General features: G+C 45.9%; 13 protein-coding genes. 9 read left to right on the plus strand and 4 right to left on the minus strand.

Annotation, left to right across the window (positions count from 1 at the left end):
- Positions 1 to 29: 29 nt before the first annotated feature.
- Positions 30 to 350 (minus strand): YebG family protein, encoded by a 321-nt coding sequence (locus tag RH85_RS00205; protein ID WP_006710146.1) that lies wholly within the window; start codon positions 348 to 350, stop codon positions 30 to 32.
- A 251-nt stretch (positions 351 to 601) separates the two neighbouring features.
- On the minus strand, positions 602 to 1,501 hold the full coding sequence (locus tag RH85_RS00210; RefSeq protein ID WP_006710147.1) for a LysR family transcriptional regulator: 900 nt from the start codon (positions 1,499 to 1,501) through the stop codon (positions 602 to 604).
- 134 nt (positions 1,502 to 1,635) lie between these two features.
- On the opposite strand from RH85_RS00210, the gene RH85_RS00215 reads away from it, so the two are divergent.
- From RH85_RS00215 to recD, 4 genes are all read left to right on the plus strand, one after another.
- Entirely contained in the window at positions 1,636 to 2,610 is a 975-nt protein-coding gene (locus RH85_RS00215; RefSeq protein WP_006710148.1) for a TDT family transporter, read from the plus strand.
- 208 nt (positions 2,611 to 2,818) lie between these two features.
- Positions 2,819 to 6,346 carry an exodeoxyribonuclease V subunit gamma gene (recC, locus tag RH85_RS00220; protein ID WP_006710149.1) on the plus strand — a complete coding sequence of 1,176 codons (3,528 nt, stop codon included), beginning with the start codon at positions 2,819 to 2,821 and terminating at the stop codon, positions 6,344 to 6,346.
- Positions 6,347 to 6,665: 319 nt separating this feature from the next.
- Positions 6,666 to 10,286 (plus strand): exodeoxyribonuclease V subunit beta, encoded by a 3,621-nt coding sequence (gene recB / locus RH85_RS00225; protein ID WP_006710150.1) that lies wholly within the window; start codon positions 6,666 to 6,668, stop codon positions 10,284 to 10,286.
- Positions 10,283 to 12,397: an exodeoxyribonuclease V subunit alpha gene (gene recD / locus RH85_RS00230; protein ID WP_006710151.1), complete on the plus strand. Its 2,115-nt coding sequence runs from the start codon at positions 10,283 to 10,285 to the stop codon at positions 12,395 to 12,397. Before recB ends, recD begins: the two co-directional genes overlap by 4 nt.
- A 51-nt stretch (positions 12,398 to 12,448) precedes the next feature.
- Here recD and RH85_RS00235 read toward each other — a convergent pair whose 3' ends face one another.
- On the minus strand, positions 12,449 to 12,628 hold the full coding sequence (locus tag RH85_RS00235; RefSeq protein WP_006710152.1) for a hypothetical protein: 180 nt from the start codon (positions 12,626 to 12,628) through the stop codon (positions 12,449 to 12,451).
- Between the two features lie 234 nt (positions 12,629 to 12,862).
- Positions 12,863 to 14,200 (minus strand): amino-acid N-acetyltransferase, encoded by a 1,338-nt coding sequence (gene argA, locus RH85_RS00240; protein WP_006710153.1) that lies wholly within the window; start codon positions 14,198 to 14,200, stop codon positions 12,863 to 12,865.
- A 160-nt stretch (positions 14,201 to 14,360) separates the two neighbouring features.
- On the opposite strand from argA, the gene RH85_RS00245 reads away from it, so the two are divergent.
- The 5 genes from RH85_RS00245 to rlmN all read left to right on the plus strand — a co-directional run bounded on the left by RH85_RS00245 (position 14,361) and on the right by rlmN (position 18,610).
- On the plus strand, positions 14,361 to 14,783 hold the full coding sequence (locus RH85_RS00245; protein ID WP_006710154.1) for a DUF2850 domain-containing protein: 423 nt from the start codon (positions 14,361 to 14,363) through the stop codon (positions 14,781 to 14,783).
- Between the two features lie 89 nt (positions 14,784 to 14,872).
- Positions 14,873 to 15,973, plus strand: coding sequence for a murein transglycosylase A (gene mltA / locus RH85_RS00250; RefSeq protein ID WP_006710155.1), 1,101 nt, complete (start codon positions 14,873 to 14,875; stop codon positions 15,971 to 15,973).
- A 104-nt stretch (positions 15,974 to 16,077) separates the two neighbouring features.
- Positions 16,078 to 16,887, plus strand: coding sequence for a tRNA cyclic N6-threonylcarbamoyladenosine(37) synthase TcdA (gene tcdA / locus RH85_RS00255; protein WP_006710156.1), 810 nt, complete (start codon positions 16,078 to 16,080; stop codon positions 16,885 to 16,887).
- Positions 16,888 to 16,897: 10 nt separating this feature from the next.
- The gene (gene csdE, locus RH85_RS00260; RefSeq protein ID WP_006710157.1) at positions 16,898 to 17,341 is read left to right on the plus strand and encodes a cysteine desulfurase sulfur acceptor subunit CsdE; all 444 of its coding nucleotides are present in this window, start codon (positions 16,898 to 16,900) and stop codon (positions 17,339 to 17,341) included.
- Positions 17,342 to 17,485: 144 nt separating this feature from the next.
- A complete protein-coding gene (gene rlmN, locus RH85_RS00265) occupies positions 17,486 to 18,610 on the plus strand; it encodes a dual-specificity RNA methyltransferase RlmN (protein ID WP_006710158.1) in 1,125 nt (374 codons plus the stop codon).
- Positions 18,611 to 19,023: the final 413 nt, after the last annotated feature.

Here is a 19,023-nt window from a genome sequence, read left to right on the forward strand (position 1 = left end):
AGCTGGACGTGGCACGAAAAAATCCGAGCTTACGCAGCGTCTTCTTCTTGTTCGTCTTGCTCGATATCAGTTTCAACATCGGCAACCGCTTCAATCTTCTTTGCTTTCTTTGGTGCTGGACGACGTTTTGCACCAATAGCGTAAAGCAATTCATCTTTGTTCTGCGCTAGGAACATCGCTAAGTCTTCTTGCTTAGCTTCGTCTTCTAAAATGTCACTTTTACCTAGTAGTGCAAACAGCTCGTCTGCTGTATCCAGCATTTTGTCATAAGCATCCGCTTCCGCTTTAGAGGCAAAAGTCATTTTCTCTTCTCCGTTGCGTTCTACTACGTATTTTACGATTACAGCCATGGTTGTTCCTCTAGCTCTAATGAATGTTCAATTACTGGCTGTTTATACAGTTTTTAACCAAATAAGTCTAGATGACAGCTCAAAAGTGCGACTTAGATGCTCACCATGTGTGCCATTGTAGGCCACGGTTACGTGGAGTTTTGTGCGCAAACTCGATTCTAGTTGAAGCTGTATAGGAAGTGTTCGACGCCCTCATCGTTCACTACATCACTGCGTTATTGACGGGATAGCACAGCATCGGGCTTGCTGTTTTATTGCCCCGACTGATCCCAGTGATGGCAAAATTCAATAAAGCGTTTTAGCAGTGGATTTTGATACTTCTCTTTATGTACCAGCAACCAAAAGCGTCGCTTCATATCGAGCGGTAGATCGATACAAACCACTCGACCATCGTTTATTGCCGGTTCTGCCGCAAGGCGCGACAAACAGGCTAAGCCTAAACCGGCAGAGACGCAGTTGATCAATGCTTCGGTGGTATTCAATTGGAACGCTTCCTGCCAATGCTCGATGCGTGGGGCGATGGCACGTAAGAAGAACTCCCGCGATCCGGAGCCTGCTTCACGTAGAATCCAATCGCTGTTTTCCAGATCACTCACGGCTGGGGTAGCCATGTTTGCGAGTGGAGAGTCTGGACTACAAATAATGCACATTTCATCTTGGCTAAACTGCGTTGAGATCAATTCTGGATGCAGGGTTTTACCTTCAATAAGCGCAAGATCGAGTTCGTAGTCGACCAGCTTTTCGCAAATGAGTGCAGAGTTAGAAATAAAGAGACTTTGTGCTTGGTGGCCACTTTGCTGACGAAAAGCACTGAGCAAATAGGGCGCGACTTGGTTGCCAATGGTATCACTGGCTCCAATTCTCAGTTGACCGGTTAGGGTTGAATCATCGTCGAGTAATTGTTCAATATCTTGTGCACGATGCAGCAGTTCATCGACCAAAGGTAGTAACTTTTGTCCCTCTTGGTTGAGGACTAAGCGCTTGTTAACGCGGTCAAACAATGAGTGCCCGAGCTGTTTTTCTAGTTCCGCTAGCGACATGCTCACCGCGGCTTTTGAGAGGAACAGTGATTCCGCCGCTTCGGTTAAAGTGTCGCAGTGATTGATGGTGGAAAAAACTTTGAGCTGCTTTAATGAAATATTAACGGCCATAAAGGAGTGAACTTCGTTAGTTAAAAGATGTTGTTTAGTATTATTGAACAGTTGTTCTAAATAATTAGATATATCTTAACATAGTGCAAGCGTAGAATGGCGCCATAATAAAGAGATTGAGTGGAGTGTGAGCCATGATCACAGCAACAAAAGCAAAAGTATTCGGAGCGCCAACCCCAATGGCTGGTCTTGCACTAGGCATTGCAAGTCTGGGTTGGTGTTGGGAGAACGCTGCCAACTTGAATGGTGTTGGTCAAATGAGCGGCGCAGCGATAGCGTCGATCTTGCTGGTGATCCTCGCGGTAAAATTTTTCTTTCATCGCCATCTTCTGGCGCAAGATTTAGCTCACCCTGTTGTTGGTAGTGTCGTGCCGACGTTTGCAATGGCGACGATGGTAGTGTCAAATGCGCTCGGTCATTTTTCTCCTTGGGCGGGTGATGCTTTGTGGCTGTTTGCGGTTGCGCTGCATATTGGCTTTTTAATCAGCTTTGTTTATCACCGCTCACAAGCATTTGAACTTCATCATATGGTGCCAAGTTGGTTTGTTCCACCTGTGGGTATCGTGGTGGCGGATGTCTCTTTTTCTGGTAACCCACACTTGGCTTTTATCGCCCAAGGTACTTTGATTTTTGGTCTAGCGGCTTATGCAGTGATGTTGCCAGCCATGCTTTACCGTTTGATTTTTGCTCAAGAAATTCCTGATGCAGCGAAACCAACATTGGCCATTATGGCGGCGCCAGCAAGCCTTTCATTAGCGGGTTACCTAAGTGTGACTAGTGATCCTTCACCAGTGATCATCGGTGTACTATTTGGTATTGCCGTATTGATGACCGTGGTGATTTATCTGGCTTTTATCAAATTGATGCGTTTGCCTTTTAGCGCCGGCTTTGCTGCATTTACCTTCCCTATGGTGATCGGTTCGACTGCGCTGTTTAAATTAAGCGCTTGGATGCACAACATCGATGTGGCCGATCATTATGTGGCTCAAGTGCATGGCTTGGCATTGGTTGAACTTTGGATTGCCACCGTTGTTGTTGGTTATGTCGCCGTACGTTACTTCCATTTCTATCAACCACATAAAGTGATAATGCGTCGCGGAGACAAATAAACAAGCCAACGCTCCATCCTTAATGTGTTAGCACTCATTGATCTCCCTAAACCAAGAGTGAAGCGATAAATTTGCTCTTGGTTTATTTGTTTTCATGCTTTGGGTAAATAAGCGACAACAGCACGCAAACACACGTCAAATCGGCAGTAAATTTAGGGTAGTTATGCTAGGCTCGATTCAGTTTTGCTAACTATTTTGAGCGTCTATTTTGTTTACTGTTTATCATTCCAATCAAGTCGATGTACTGAAATCTTTGCTGGTTGAGTTGGTCAAGATTGACCCGCTGGAAAACCCATTTGAAAAAGAACAGATATTGGTTCAGAGCCCAGGTATGTCACAGTGGCTCAAAATGGCATTAGCAAAAGAATTTGGTGTTGCCGCTAATATCGATTTTCCACTTCCCGCGACCTTTATTTGGAACATGTTCACTCAAGTGTTGGCGGATGTGCCGCAACGCAGTGCCTTCAATAAAGAGTCGATGAGTTGGAAGTTAATGCAAATACTACCAAGCTTGCTCGACCAAGCTGAATTTGCTCCGCTACAACGTTATCTTGATGATGACAGCGACAGCTCAAAGCTCTATCAACTGGCAGAAAAAATTGCTGATATTTTCGATGGCTACTTAGTCTATCGCCCAGAATGGATTGCGGCTTGGGAATCGGGCCAAGTCGTCGCTGAGATTGGGGATGAACATCCGTGGCAACCGATTTTGTGGCAAGCGCTGTATGATCACACTTTAGCGCTCGGCCAATCGCCGTACCATCGTGCCAATCTTTATGAGCATTTCATCGATAGCCTCGCCAATTACCAAGGTTCGTTTGACAATCTGCCTAAGCGACTGTTTGTCTTCGGCATTACCTCTTTACCTCCACGTTATATGGATGCGCTTAAAGCGCTTGGTGAGCATATCGATGTTCACTTAATGTTTACCAACCCATGTCGTTATTACTGGGGCGAAGTGCGTGATAGAAAGTTCCTAGCGAAATTGGCGGCGAAGCAACGTAAGCATTTGGTATGGCGTGACCAACATTCAGAGATTGACGGCGAAAGCGCTCAACTGAAAGGCAGCATTGAAGACAATCTTGGCTTTGATGAGATGACTTATGACGAGCACGGAGATGACTCAAGTGCCGATGAATTGCACACCGATGTGGTGGGCAATAGCTTACTTGCTTCGATGGGGAAGTTAGGACGTGACAACATGTATCTGCTGTCACAGTTAGAATCAAATGAGATAGAAGCCTTTGTTGATATGGGGCGTGACTCATTGTTGCAGCAATTGCAGGCCGATATCCTCAATCTTGAAGAGCATCAAGACGATCAATTGCTGACTTCTAGCCATCATAAACAAGTAGTGCGAGCCAATGATAGCTCGGTGACACTGCATGCTTGCCACAGTCCGATGCGTGAAGTGGAAGTGCTGCACGATCAATTGCTGAGTATGTTTGATGCCGGCCCGAGCTTAAAACCACGCGATATCATCGTGATGGTGGCCGATATCAATGCTTACAGCCCTGCTATTCAAGCAGTATTTGGCAATGCGCCGGGTGAGCGATTTATTCCTTATTCCATTTCAGACCGTAGTGCCGATCAAGAAAGTCCTATTTTGGCTGCGTTTATGCAGCTACTCAACTTGGCTAATACTCGTTGTTTAGCCTCTGAACTATTAGAGCTGCTTGAGATTCCTGCAATCCTTAATCGTTTTGGTTTGAGTGAGGATGAGTTCTTACAAGCCAAAATCTGGGTGGAAGAGTCGGGTATTCGCTGGGGGCTAAACCCAGCAACAGGCGCGGAGTTTGATTTACCGGCAATCGCGCAAAATACCTGGCAGTTTGGTATAGAACGGATGTTGCTTGGTTATGCAATGCCGGAATCAGCAGGATTGTTTGATGACGGTCAGCAATCATTGTCCCCCTACAATGAAGTGCAAGGCATGGGCGCTGAATTAGCGGGTAAGCTGGCGCACTTTGTTGAAACCGTCAGTGAATATCGTCAGCAGTTGGCAAGTTCACACAGTATTGATGATTGGCGTCAACTGTTGACCGCGATGTTGGATGATTTTTTTAAAGTGGAGTTGGAAGGTGAAGTGGCGCTCAAGTCGATTCGTGACACGCTCGCCATGCTACGAGAGCAGTTAGCTGATGCCGCTTATCATGCTGAACTCGCCCCGAGTATTATTTGCCAATATCTACAAAACAAACTGTCGGGAACCCGTGTTAGCCAACGCTTCTTAGCAGGACAAGTTAACTTCTGTACCCTGATGCCAATGCGCTCGATTCCATTTAGAACCGTGTGCTTGCTGGGTATGAATGATGGCGTTTACCCTCGCTCAATGCCGCCTGAAGGGTTTGATTTGATGAATGGTCGCACTCGTGCAGGCGACCGTTCTCGTCGTGATGATGACCGTTATCTGTTTTTAGAAGCCCTGTTGTCTGCACAGCAAACACTCTACATCAGTTACGTTGGCCGCTCGATTCAAGACAATACGGAACGAGTACCATCGGTATTGGTCTCCGAGTTATTAGAATATTGTCATCAAAACTACCGTTTAGCGGAAGATGCCGAATTGAGCTGTGATCAATCTGGCGATAAGTTGCTGGCCAATTTGCACCACCAACATGCCATGGTGCCATTTAGCCCTGCTGCCTTTGGTTTTACTTCATCGGAAGCTGTTCAAGGGAATCCAACCAGTTACGCTAAGGAGTGGTTGCCAGCGGCCAATCGCCAAGGTCAGCGTAGTGGTGAGTTTAACCGCCAGTTAAGTGATTATCTGGCCGATGTGAGTTACCCGATCGATCTTGATTTGGTCGAGCTGCAACGTTTTTGGCGCTTACCCGTGCAGTATTTTTTCAACCGTCGCTTAAAAGTGATGTTTGAGCCGCCATTGCCGATTATGCCCGATGAAGAGCCGTTTATTTTGGATGGTTTAGAAAGCTTCCAAATTCGTGATGCTTTACTTGAGCAGCTACTTGGCGATCAACTGCAAGCAAACGCTAACCCGGAAAAAACGGTACAAGCTTTCGTCGCTCAGCAGCGAGCACAGGGGAAATTACCCGTGGGCGCTTTTGGCGATATTGAATTTGAGACCAACCGCGTGCAAGCGGAGCAACTGGTTGAGAAGCTGCGTTTTGTTACCAGTGCGCCAAGTGACGATATTGAGATCAATTTAACCTTTGATCTGCTTGGTGAAGGTAAGCCGATCTTGTTGCAAGGTTGGCTGACTCAAGCTTATCAATCAGGGTTAGTACGTTATCGCAGTGGTAAAATTCGTCCGCAAGATTATTTAGCGGCGTGGATTGATCATCTCTCAATGTCAGCGATGGGGTTGGCTAAGCGCACCCACATGATTGGTTATGACCGTAAAGAAGGCGTCGTTCATCTGATTTATCCGCCGTTGGATGATGCCAATTACGCCAAAATTTTGCTGACTGAACTGGTACGTTTGTTCTATCAAGGAATGACTCAACCGTTGGCTTATTTCCCTAAAACCTCTCTGGCTGCCATTGAAGCGGGTTTTAGCCGTGGTGGTTCGTGGGCGGATGATGAAGATAAATCACTCAAGAAAATGGCCGATGCCTTTAACGATGGCTTTATGAGCAGTGGTGAAGGTAACAACGCTTACATTGGTCGAATTTGGCCGCAGTGGAATGAAGCTTTAGCACAAGAGGTTCGCTCATTAGCTGCCTTGGTTATTCAAGCACCAAGGTTGCTGGTGAAAGATGCACATGATGAATAAAGAGGGTCTGGTGGTGAACGGTCAGTTCAGGGTAAGAAAGGGAAGTGGTTGGCCGCCAGTAAATCGTTATTAATGTGTAGGGCGTTCGCTGTGCGGCCAGTGGTCAGAGGGACCATTATTCTGTGGGTTCAGCTAAGTTGATAACTAGCTCAACACGTGGCGCGGATAGTAAAGCTTAACTGGGGGAGGTTCTGTGAGAGCGCTCCCATTAAATCTGCCACCTTAGATTTAGGTGCAGATAAACACTCATTATCAAGCTTATGTCACACAAAAAAGTGTGAATAAATTGATTAAGAAGTTACATAAAGGTTTGATTGTTATGACATCGTGTTCAGTTGTCACCTCACTAGATACCATGAATTTTCCATTGCATGGTGCACGACTTATTGAAGCCTCTGCGGGAACGGGAAAAACCTTCACCATTGCTGGGCTCTATTTGCGTTTATTGTTAGGGCACGGTAGTGGTGAGAGCCGCCATCAAACGCCATTAACGGTCGACCAAATTTTGGTGGTGACCTTTACCGAGGCCGCAACCGCTGAGTTGCGTGATCGTATTCGTGCTCGCATCCACGACGCCCGCTTAGCGTTTGCTCGCGGTGAAAGCGGCGATCCGGTGATCAAACCTTTGTTGACTGAGATCGATGATCATAAGCAAGCTGCGATGATTTTATTGCAAGCTGAGCGCCAGATGGATGAGGCAGCTGTCTACACCATTCATGGTTTTTGTCAGCGAATGCTTACGCAGAATGCCTTTGAATCAGGCAGCCGTTTTAACAATGAATTTGTTACCGATGAAAGCCATCTAAAAGCGCAAGTGGTGGCGGATTACTGGCGTCGTAATTTCTACCCATTACCACTTAAATTAGCCGGCGAAGTGCGCTCAATTTGGAGTTCGCCTGCCGCGTTGTTAGGCGATGTTTCACGTTACTTAACGGGCGCGCCACTGCAACTCTCGGTTGCTGCCATGCAAGGGGATTTGAGTGAATTACATCAGCAAAATCTGGCTAAAATCGATCAGTTAAAAGCGCAATGGCGAGAAAGTAGCGATGACTTTTTGGCGTTGATCAGTGAGTCTGATATTAACAAACGCAGTTATACCAAGAAGTCACTGCCAACGTGGTTGGAGGCGATAGGGGCTTGGGCGTTGAGTGAAACGACTGGTTATGAGTTTCCAGAGCTGTTAGCGCGTTTTGCCCAAAACGTGTTGATTGAGAAAACCCCGAAAGGAGATGCGCCGCTGCATGAGGTATTTGTTCAGGTTGAAGCCTTTGTTAGCCAGCCGATCAGCCTTAAAGCGCCGTTGCTGGCGCACGCTATTGAGCACTGTCGAGTCAGTTTAGCTAAAGCCAAGCAGCAAAAGCAGTGGCTATCGTTTGATGATCTGCTAACCAATTTATCTGCTGCGATGGACGGTGATGAACTCGGCATATTAGCAGAGCGTATCCGCAGTTTGTATCCGGTGGCGATGATCGATGAATTCCAAGATACCGATCCACTGCAATACAGTATTTTTAGCCGTATTTATTTGTCTCATCCTGAGTGCGGCTTGTTCATGATTGGCGACCCTAAGCAGGCTATTTATGGCTTCCGCGGTGCGGATATTTTTACCTATATTAAAGCGCGTAATCAGGTTTCATCGCATTTCACTCTTGGCACCAACTGGCGCTCAAGTGCCGATATGGTAGCAGCGGTTAATCAAGTGTTTGCATCAGCCGATAGCGCGTTTATTTACGATCAAGATATTCCATTTCTTCCCGTCGCGGCGAGTCCAAATGCGACAAACCGTGCTTGGTCATTGAATGGCAAAACGCAACCGGCGTTAACCTATTGGTTGCAAGAAGCGGAAGAAAAACCGCTGGCTAAAGGTGATTACCTTAAAGCGATGTCGCAAGCGACCGCCGATCAAATCCAAACCATCTTGACCGCTTCGCAGCAACAACAAGCGCACTTTAGCAGTGATAAAGGTGACAAGGCGATCCAAGCCGGTGACATAGCGGTGTTGGTGCGCACTGGTAATGAAGGTCGGATGGTCAAAGAGGCTCTGGCTAAACAAGGTATTGCCAGTGTTTATCTTTCTAACCGTGACAGTGTGTTTAGCTCAGCGGTGGCACAAGATATTCAACGTCTACTGCAAGCGGTATTAACACCAGAAAATGATCGTGCTTTACGAGCCAGTTTAGCTTCGGAGTTATTTGCGCTTGATGCTGGTAGCTTGGACGCGCTCAATAACGATGAAACGGCTTGGGAAAATGCGGTCAACGAATACAAGGAGTATCGTAAGTTATGGTTGCAACGTGGTGTCTTACCGATGCTGCGCGCCGTAATGAGCAAGCGACATGTTGCTGAGCGCTTATTGGAAGAAGAAAGTGGCGAGCGAAACCTGACCGATTTAATGCACCTAGGTGAATTGTTGCAGCAAGCCAGTGGCGAGCTAGACAGTGATCATGGTTTATTACGTTGGCTTGCGCAGGCAATCAGTGATGCTCAAAACGGTCTGGGTGGTAGTGAAGATCAGATTCAGCGACTTGAATCTGAGCGTAATTTGGTACAGATCGTCACCATTCATAAGTCGAAAGGTTTGGAATATGACTTGGTCTTCTTACCTTTTGTTCTCAGTTATCGTGAAGCCAGCGAGGCGAAGTATTATGACGCCGAAAGCGATCGCACTATCTTAGACATTAACCAAGATAAAGCCGCGTTGGCACAAGCGGATAAAGAGCGCTTAGCGGAAGACCTGCGCTTAATTTACGTTGCGTTGACCCGTGCGGTTTATGGCTGTTTCATTGGCGCGGCGCCTTTGCGTAATGGTCGTTCAACCAAAGAACCAACTGGCGTCCACCATAGTGCAATGGGCTATTTGTTGCAAAACGGTCAAGCGGGTGGCATTAGCGATCTTACCCAAGCGATTGAGTCGCAAATTAAGCGGCTACCTTGTGTGGCTTTGGACGGATTGCCTGCGTCGCATCCACATGCCTTTGTTACACAAGATGAAGTCAATCAAACCCTCCATGCTAAACAATTAAGCCAATTAATCGATCGCGGTTGGCGGCTAACCAGTTACTCAGGATTGATTAAACAAGGCTCACATCACCACGATGATTCCTCAAGTGAACTGTTAAAGCTTGATGTGGATTCGTCAGGTGAGCAAGACGAACAAGAGTTTATTGAGCCGGAACGTTCGATATTTACTTTCCCGCGCGGTGCTCGTCCAGGCACGTTCCTACACTCGTTGTTTGAGGAAGTCGAGTTTACCCAGCCAGCCAGTGGTGAAGAAAATCAGGCCAAAATTATCGCTTTAATGGAGAGTGAGCAGCTTGATTTAGAGTGGTTGCCAATCCTGCAGCAATTGGTTGATACCGTGCTGGCGACGCCCTTAGATGGTAAAGAACTGCGTCTTAATCAAAAAGGCCCAGTGCAGCGATTAGTGGAGATGGAATTTCTATTGCCGATCGAAGTGCTCGCTTCAGCAGAATTAAATCGAGTTATTCAGCGCAATGATCCTTTGTCTGCCAAAGCGGGCGATTTAGGCTTCCAAACCGTGCAAGGTATGTTGAAAGGCTTTATCGATTTAGTGTTTGAGCATCAGGGTAAGTACTATGTACTGGACTGGAAATCGAATCATTTAGGTGACGAGATCGTCGATTATCATGGCGATGCATTACGCCAAGCAATGGCCGATCACCGCTATGATCTGCAATACCAAATTTATGCGTTAGCGCTGCATCGCTTTCTGCGCAGCCGCGTCGCGGATTATGATTATCAGCGTCATTTTGGTGGGGTGTATTACCTATTTTTACGCGGTATGGACGGCGAGGGCGAACACGGTATTTTCTCCGCTAAGCCAAGTTTTGAATTTTTGACAGAGTTAGACAAATTGATTGATGGCGAACTAATTGAACGTCGTGACAATGCCGCAGGGCAAATGGAGTTAGGTTTATGAGTACGTTGCTAACCACCCTTAAGCGCTTGGCGGAAAAGGGCTCCATTCGTCAGCTAGATTATCAATTTTCCCGCTTTATTGCGGCCAAATCGCAACAGGCAGAATTAGCCTTTATCGCCGGTGTTTTGAGTAGTGAGTTAGGTAAAGGCCATATCTGTTTGCCGCTTAAAGATGTACAAGGACAAGCGGTCGATCTTGCGGCAAAGATCGGCTTATATGGTGAGGCCGCATTAGAACTTAACCAACAACTACTAACCGTTGATTGGGCAGTATTGCTGCAACAATCACCTTGGGTGAGTAAACCGATAGAGCAACACGCAGAGCCATTGCCTTTAGTGTTTGATGGTTCAAGGCTCTATCTGCATCGTTATTGGCACTATGAAGTGATTTTGGCCGAGAAGTTAACTCGCTTTGGGACTGCCATGATCCTAAAGCCTGTCGAAGTACAAAAACTGTCGCAATTGCTCGATCATTTGTTTGCGCGCAGTTATCACTTTCTTTTTTCTGCCTTGTCTCATTCATCGAATTTGACGCAAGTTCAACGCCAACAATTGGTTTGCGATCACCTTGATATTGTTGATGAAAGTCAACTGGATTGGAGCTCTATTGACCAAGTGTTACTACAAGCAACACGCGCTGAGCAGTTATCACCTCTCGATCAATTGGTGCCGCTTGCCGTGTGCGTCAACTGGCAGAAAGTCGCTGCTGCCATTGCTTTGACCAAGCGCTTTGCGGTTATTTCAGGTGGGCCGGGTACAGGTAAAACAACCACGGTGACCAAATTGCTGGCAGCCCTGATTGAGCAGGCTGAACAGAGTGGTCACACCCCAACGATTAAGCTGGTGGCACCAACGGGTAAAGCCGCGGCGCGTTTAACCGAATCGATTGGTAAAGCGGTCGACCAACTGCCGGTTAGCCCAGAGCTGAAAGCCGCGATCCCGACCGAATCAAGCACTTTGCATCGTTTGCTCGGGGCATTGCCCAATAGCGCGGAGTTTCGTCATAACCAAAGCAACCCGTTGCACCTAGATATTTTGGTGGTAGATGAAGCATCAATGGTTGACCTTCCAATGATGTATAAAGTGGTTGATGCCCTACCTAAACATGCCCGTTTGATTCTTTTAGGCGATAAAGATCAGCTTGCATCAGTAGAAGCGGGCGCTGTCCTTGGCGACATTTGCTCCTTCTACCATTATGGCTATAGCAGTACGCAAGGGGAATTGATCGCACAGTTATCGGGTTACACAACGTTAGCGCAGCAGAACGCCAACAATAAAGGCAGCCGTGTCGGTGATAGTTTGTGTATGTTGCAAAAGAGCTATCGTTTTGATGCACGTTCTGGCATCGGCCAGTTAGCGAAAGCCGTTAACTCAGGCTCGGCGTATCAGCTTGATGCGGTTTGGCAACGTGGTTTTGAGGATATTGAGCAGTTCCCGCTTGATATGCAAAACTACAACCAATTGATCCAAACGATGGTGGCAGAATACAGCCACTACCTAAAACGTCTTTCTCTGCGTGAAATTAACCCGCAGACGGGAGAGTTAGAAAGCATTACCCAACAAGCGAAAGCTGGGCTTGATGCTTTTGCTCGTTGCCGTCTATTGTGCGCGATGCGTGAGGGGGATTTCGGCGTGAGCGGTTTAAACCATCGTGTTGAACGGGCGCTGGTGGCTCGTAAACGTATTCTCACTCAAGATGAACTTTGGTACCACGGACGCCCAGTCATGATCACTCGTAACGACCATGCGTTGGGGTTGTATAACGGCGATATTGGGCTTTGTATGCTCGATGATTCATTGGCTGAACCGCGATTGAAAGTGTTTTTTGAATTACCGGATGGCAGCGTGAAGTCGGTGCTACCTAGTCGTGTGCCGGAGCATCAAACTGCTTATGCAATGACAGTACATAAATCACAAGGCAGTGAATTTGAATTTACGGTAATGATTTTGCCAAAAGACTTTAGCCCTATTTTAACACGGGAGCTTATTTACACCGGTATAACCCGTGCTAAGAAACGTTTGGCGCTTTATGCGCAACCAGATGTGGTTAAGCGAGGAATTAAAGTGATGACAGAGCGGGCAAGTGGTTTGATGGATCGATTACAAGGTTAGAGTGATAAACCATCCTTGGTTTTTACGCAGCAAGCGAAGGTTAGTCTGCGTTTATTGAAATGCGCTAGTAAAAGAGATGCTGCGAATTTTGTATCGTTCTTGATAATCAAGAATGAATGCTTTCAAGTGTTCAGAGGTGGGAAAGACACAGTGCACATCGAGATCGATCAGCAACTCGTTTTCGGCCATATCCCAAAAGCTCTGTAGTGAATTACAAATTATAGTTTTCATATTGTTGCTCTTAGTTGACGTTGATATCTACCAAAGCAATCCGTGCGGTCTAGCAAGCTAGTTGAAATTGAATCCAATCAATAATGCGAAGCGAGTAAATATTAACCAACAAAAGATATGAAATAAAGCTTATATTTAAGACAAAAATGAACAATGGCTACATTAAGTAGCCATTTTTATCATTGTTTGATTGATTTTTGTTTAAATTTTAACAGGTTAGAACGGTTGTAATCATTAGGTTCGAGTGGCTAAAATTTTTGAGTTACGTTGATAGTTGTAGAGGTTTTTCTTTTGTGATGGGAGTTGCTCCACTCCAACCTCGTAAAAGCCTTGTTCTCTAAACCAATGCAAGCTGTGTGTGGTTAAAACAAATAACTGCTCAATCCCTTGTTGGCGGCACTGTTGCTTCATATAGTTGAGAAGAATTAAGCCTCGATTACCATCTCTATAATCTTTATGAATGGCAACGCAGGCCATTTCCGCCATGCTGTCTTCGATATAGGGGTAAAGTGCGGCGCAACCGATGATCAAGCCATCTTTTTCAATGATGGTAAATTGATGCACTTCTTGCTCTAGCTGTTCACGGGAGCGGCGGACTAAAATGCCTTGCTCTTCAAGTGGCCGGATCAAATCGAGAATACCACCAATGTCATCGATATCAGCCACACGTACTCGTTCCGAGCTCGCATAAACCACCTGCGTACCAATACCGTCAATAGAGAATAGTTCTTGGATTAAGGCGCCATCTTCTTTGTAGCTAACAAGATGACTACGAGGCACACCTGCGCGACAGGCGGTAATGGCGGCTCGTAAAAAACGTAGTGTTCCTGAGGCATTGTCATGAGAGCAGTCAACGTCCGTTTCGAGTTTTTGTAAAACGGCCTCTGCTTCACGCGGCACTAGTTCAGCTACGACGTCACCTTTGTCATCAATGATGCCCTGCTCGGAACAAAAGCCAACTAGCTTGTCGGCATTTAAGCGAATTGCCACTTGTGTTGCGACTTCTTCTGACAATAAATTAAATGACTCACCGGTTACTGAGCTGGCAATTGGGCCGAGCAATACAATAGAGCCTTGTTCGAGCATGCGATTGATGCCCTGAATATCAATTCGGCGGATACGGCCGCTATGGCAATAATCGACTCCATCATCAACGCCAAGAGGCTGAGCAATCACAAAGTTACCGCTGACGACATTGAGTTGAGTGCCCGCCATCGGTGTATTGCTTAAGCTCATAGAAAGCTGAGCCGTGATTGCAAGCTGTAATTGCCCGGCGGCTTGCATAACTAGCGACAAACTAGCCTCGTCCGTAATGCGAACCCCTTTGTGGTAGTCGTTTGTGACCTGATTATTCGCCAAAATGGTGTTAATTTGGGGACGCGCACCATGCACCAATACGATCTTGACGCCTAGGCTATGAAGCAGGGCTAAGTCACTGATAATATTTTTAAAGTTGTCATCCGCAACCGCTTCTCCTCCTAGCATGACCACCATGGTTTTTCCTCGGTGAGCATTGACATAAGGTGTTGATTGGCGAAATCCTTTAACTAATGCGGTGCTACGTATTTTCACATTACAATCCATTTGTGAATTTATATGTGATTATAGTGCAAATTTATTCTCGAATAGGCAAGCAATTTTTTGGAATCAAGAGCCAATAAACTCTTTTGTGAGATTGTGAGCGTGAAAAGGGCATGCTATAGAATAATTTTGCCAATAAGGTCATTGGTTTATGAATGTTAGTACCAAAAGTAGTATCGCAAATAAACAATCTCAGAGTGGCCGTTTCTTTGCGCGTAAATGGATGAATGTCGCCGCTTTGGTTGTTGCATTGATATGTGCTTATTTTGTGGTTCAAACTGGGTTGTGGCTTAACTCAAAATATCAGCAGGTTTCTCATCCTCCTTCGCTTATTTATGGCACATGGGTAGAAGATAACGTTGCGCCTTATTTAGCCGAAACTATCGTTATAAATCAGTCGGGAGTGACGGTGAATGGGGGTGTTGTTGGCACGCAATTCAGTTTTGATGGCAATACCTTTCGTTATCAACATGGATCACAACAGCGAGTGTTTCACTTCGATTTTGGCAACTTCAATTCAATGAAACTTGATACAGACGTCGCTTATCAGCCGGTTTATGTCAAAACGCTTTAAAATTCACATACATTAACGATCCTAGCGTTGACTCCGCTAGTAAGAGTTTGTCATGCTCCGTACTTGGCGTTAATGGACTCTTATTCGTAATGAAAAAATATCTTTTTTTGGCAGCCGCATCGCTGCTCGTTGGCTGTGCGCAGCCCACTGAACTGGCTCAACAATATCGAGATGGTGAGTTTAAAACCACGCTCAACCGTGTCGATAGCGTGCAATCAAACAGTAGCCGTGACTTTACCGAATTTCATAAGCAAGCCGAACAAGTGGTCGTCAAGTCGCCATCTATGGCTAAGATCTATCAGCCTCTCTATGAAAAACTCAACCAATGGGTTTTAGAAAGTGGCAACCCAAGTGATTTAGCCAACTTTGATATTCAAACCGCACAATTAGGCGGCGGCGATAAACAGGGTAATGTTCTATTCACGGGGTACTTCTCTCCGGTGATGGAATTACGCCATCAAGCCAACGAACAATTTAAATATCCTATCTATGCCAAACCAGCTTGTACGACAGATTGCCCAACTCGTGCGGAAATTAACGCAGGCGCATTAGATGGCAAGGGTTTAGAGCTTGGCTACGCAGCGAACCGAATTGATCCTTTCATGATGGAAGTTCAAGGCAGTGGCTTTGTTCATTTTGAAGATGATGATTCACTAGAGTATTTCGCCTACGGCGGTAAAAACAATAAAGCTTACGTCAGCATCGGTCGTGTATTGATTGAGCGTGGTGAAGTGTCACGTGAAAAAATGTCGATGAAAGCGATTAAAGAGTGGGTGTTGGCCAATGACGAAGCCACCGTTCGTGAATTGCTAGAACAAAACCCATCTTATGTCTTCTTTAGTCCACGGGCAGACGCACCAGTGACGGGGTCAGCCGGCATTCCATTATTGCCGATGGCATCAGTGGCGGGTGATCGTTCTATTTTGCCTATGGGCACCCCATTGCTAGCGGAAGTGCCACTACTTAATGCCGATGGCACTTGGAGCGGAGCGCATCAATTACGCCTTCTTATCGTGTTAGATACTGGTGGTGCGGTAAAACAAAACCATTTGGACCTTTACCATGGTATGGGGGATCGAGCGGGTAACGAAGCCGGCCACTACAAACATTTTGGTCGAGTTTGGAAGCTCGGTCTTGAAGGCTCTGCAACTCAAGCTCCTTGGGCTATGCCGCCAGAGAAACTAAACTAATCCATACCCCTTTGGCTTCAATTAGGCCGGGTATAGACATTTCAATAAAGAGTGCGTATAAATCGCACTCTTTGTTTTTGTAACCGATTTACAGGCTTTACGTTATGCGTGAATTAGACACTCCAGCTTCAGATAATTACAACCAACGTTTTGGTGGTACTCGTCGTTTATATGGCAACAGCGAAGTGGAAATCCTCCGTGCTGCACATGTGTGTGTGATTGGTATCGGCGGTGTTGGTTCATGGGCTGTGGAAGCGCTGGCGCGTAGCGGTGTGGGTGAGTTGACGTTGATTGATATGGACGATGTGTGCGTCACCAATATCAACCGTCAAATCCATGCCATGAGCGGCACGGTAGGACAAAGCAAAATTGAAGTAATGGCTGAACGCGTTAAGTTGATCAACCCAGAGTGTAAGATCAACCTTATCGATGATTTTATTACTCCGGATAATCAGCATGAGTACTTGAGTAAAGAGTACGATTACGTGTTGGATGCGATTGATAGTGTCAAAGCGAAAGCGTCACTATTGGCTTACTGCCGTAGCAATAAAATCAAGGTAATCACTACCGGTGGGGCGGGCGGTCAAACCGATCCGACACAAATCAAAATCGCCGATTTGACGAAGACTATCCAAGACCCATTGGCGAAGAAAATCAAAGATACCTTGCGTCGTCACCATAATTTCCCGAAAAATCCGCAGCGCAAATTCAACATTGACTGCGTATTTTCGACCGAACAGCTCAAATACCCACAAGCGGATGGTTCAGTGTGCGCTGTCAAAGCCACAGCGGAAGGGCCAAAGCGTATGGACTGTGCCAGCGGTTTTGGCGCGGCGACCGTCGTGACTGCCACGTTTGGCTTTGTGGCAGTATCGCGCATTATCGAAAAACTGATCCAGAAACACACCAAGTAGGAGAGAGATTATGTCATCGTTTCCTTCATGCCTTTTTGGTCATACCGTCGCTTCTGACAATATTACGGCTGAGCAGATTGCTGAGGTAATGCAAAACTTCCGTGGTTGGGAAGATCGTTATCGTCAGGTGATTCAATGGGGCAAAAAGCTTCCTGTGATGCCGGAAGAGCTAAAGTCGAGCCAAGTGATGGTCGCAGGCTGCGAAAGCCAAGTATGGCTGGTGAGCGAGCAAATTGATGGTGTGTGGCATTTCTGTGCCGATTCAGATGCCCGCATCGTACGTGGTCTGATCGCTCTAGTCTTAGCAGCGTATAACGGCAAAACCAGTGCACAAATTCAAGCATTTGATATTGATGCCTACTTTGACCAACTCGGCCTTGTCGCTCATCTCAGTCCATCTCGCGGTAATGGTCTAAAAGCGATTGTTGAACAGATAAAACAATTGGCTGCTTAAATGCATTACCGCTAGAGTTGAGTAAAATTTAATCACTGCAATTTTAATGTCTTAGCAAAACAGCCGGTTGTCACACTTGTTGTCATTAGCTAAAGACTGTAAAATCCGCGCCCTTAATAATTGTTCCGTTGCTTGAGAGACACCATGACCTCTGAAAAAATCAACCTGCTCGATTTCGATCGCCAAGGATTGTGTACATTCTTTGCTGAAGAATTAAATGAAAAAGCATTCCGCGCCGAACAGGTGATGAAGTGGATCTACCATTTTGGTGTTGATGATTTCGACAACATGAACAACATCAACAAAGTATTACGTGAGAAGCTAAAACAACGTTGCGAAATTAAAGCGCCAGTTGTATCAGAAGCTCAGCACTCGTCGGATGGCACCATTAAGTGGGCTATGCGTGTGGGTGATCAAGACGTTGAAACGGTTTATATCCCAGAAGATGACCGCGCAACACTGTGTGTTTCTTCTCAAGTTGGTTGTGCGTTGGAATGTAAATTCTGTTCAACCGCTCAGCAAGGCTTTAACCGTAACCTGAAAGTGTCAGAAATCATTGGTCAGGTATGGCGTGCCGCACGTGAAATCGGTCTGCAAAAAGAGACAGGTCGTCGCCCTATTACTAACGTGGTAATGATGGGTATGGGCGAACCACTACTGAATATGAAAAACCTAATCCCAGCATTGGAAATCATGCTGGACGATCTTGGTTTTGGTCTGTCTAAGCGCCGTGTAACGGTATCAACATCTGGTGTGGTTTCAGGCCTAGACCAAATGACGGGTAAAATTGACGTTGCACTTGCAATCTCGCTGCATGCGCCAAACGACAAGTTGCGTAGCGAAATTATGCCAATCAACGATCGTTGGGATATTCAAGAGTTTCTTGCATCAGTGCGTCGTTACATCGCATCATCCAACGCAAACCGTGGTCGTGTAACGGTTGAATATGTATTGCTTGATCATATCAACGATGGCACTGAGCACGCACACGAATTGGCGCAGTTGATGAAAGACACGCCGTGTAAGATCAACCTGATTCCGTTTAACCCGTACCCAGGTTCTCCTTACAAAAAACCAAGCAACTCTCGCATTGACCGTTTCCAAAAAACCTTGATGCAATATGAGCACACAGTGACGACGCGTAAAACACGCGGCGACGATATTGATGCGGCTTGTGGCCAGTTGGTGGGTGATGTGATTGACCGTACTAAGCGTACAGCAATGGCAAAAGCCGCTAAAGGCGAGAGCATCGACATCAAAGCGCTATAATTTAGCCAAATTTTGAAAAGCCAGAGCATTGCTCTGGCTTTTTTATTGCTACCGATAACAAGAAAAATTGTTCGATAAGGGATATTTATCTAAGTTTGTTGTCTTTTTACCCACTTAGAATGTCAGTTTTTAGAAAAACCTTGAGCTTGCTGTAATTTATCTATCTTAGTTGTGTTGTTTCGTGCCTGATATCTATTAGAATTAACAGTCATACTCATTATCGTATTTGTTTGTAAATTGATTTGCTAATTTACACAGAATGCGGTTTTGTACAGGAAGACGAGATTTACCGAAGCAGTGCCAGAACTATCTTGCAAACAAGATGCCTTATATCGGTATATGAATTAACGAATTAAATGACATTGGGTACAACCAACCACTAACGAAAAATAATAAAAATGGTTAGCCCACTG

The sequence above is a fragment of the Vibrio ichthyoenteri ATCC 700023 genome (assembly GCF_000222605.1).
Lineage (GTDB): Bacteria > Pseudomonadota > Gammaproteobacteria > Enterobacterales > Vibrionaceae > Vibrio > Vibrio ichthyoenteri.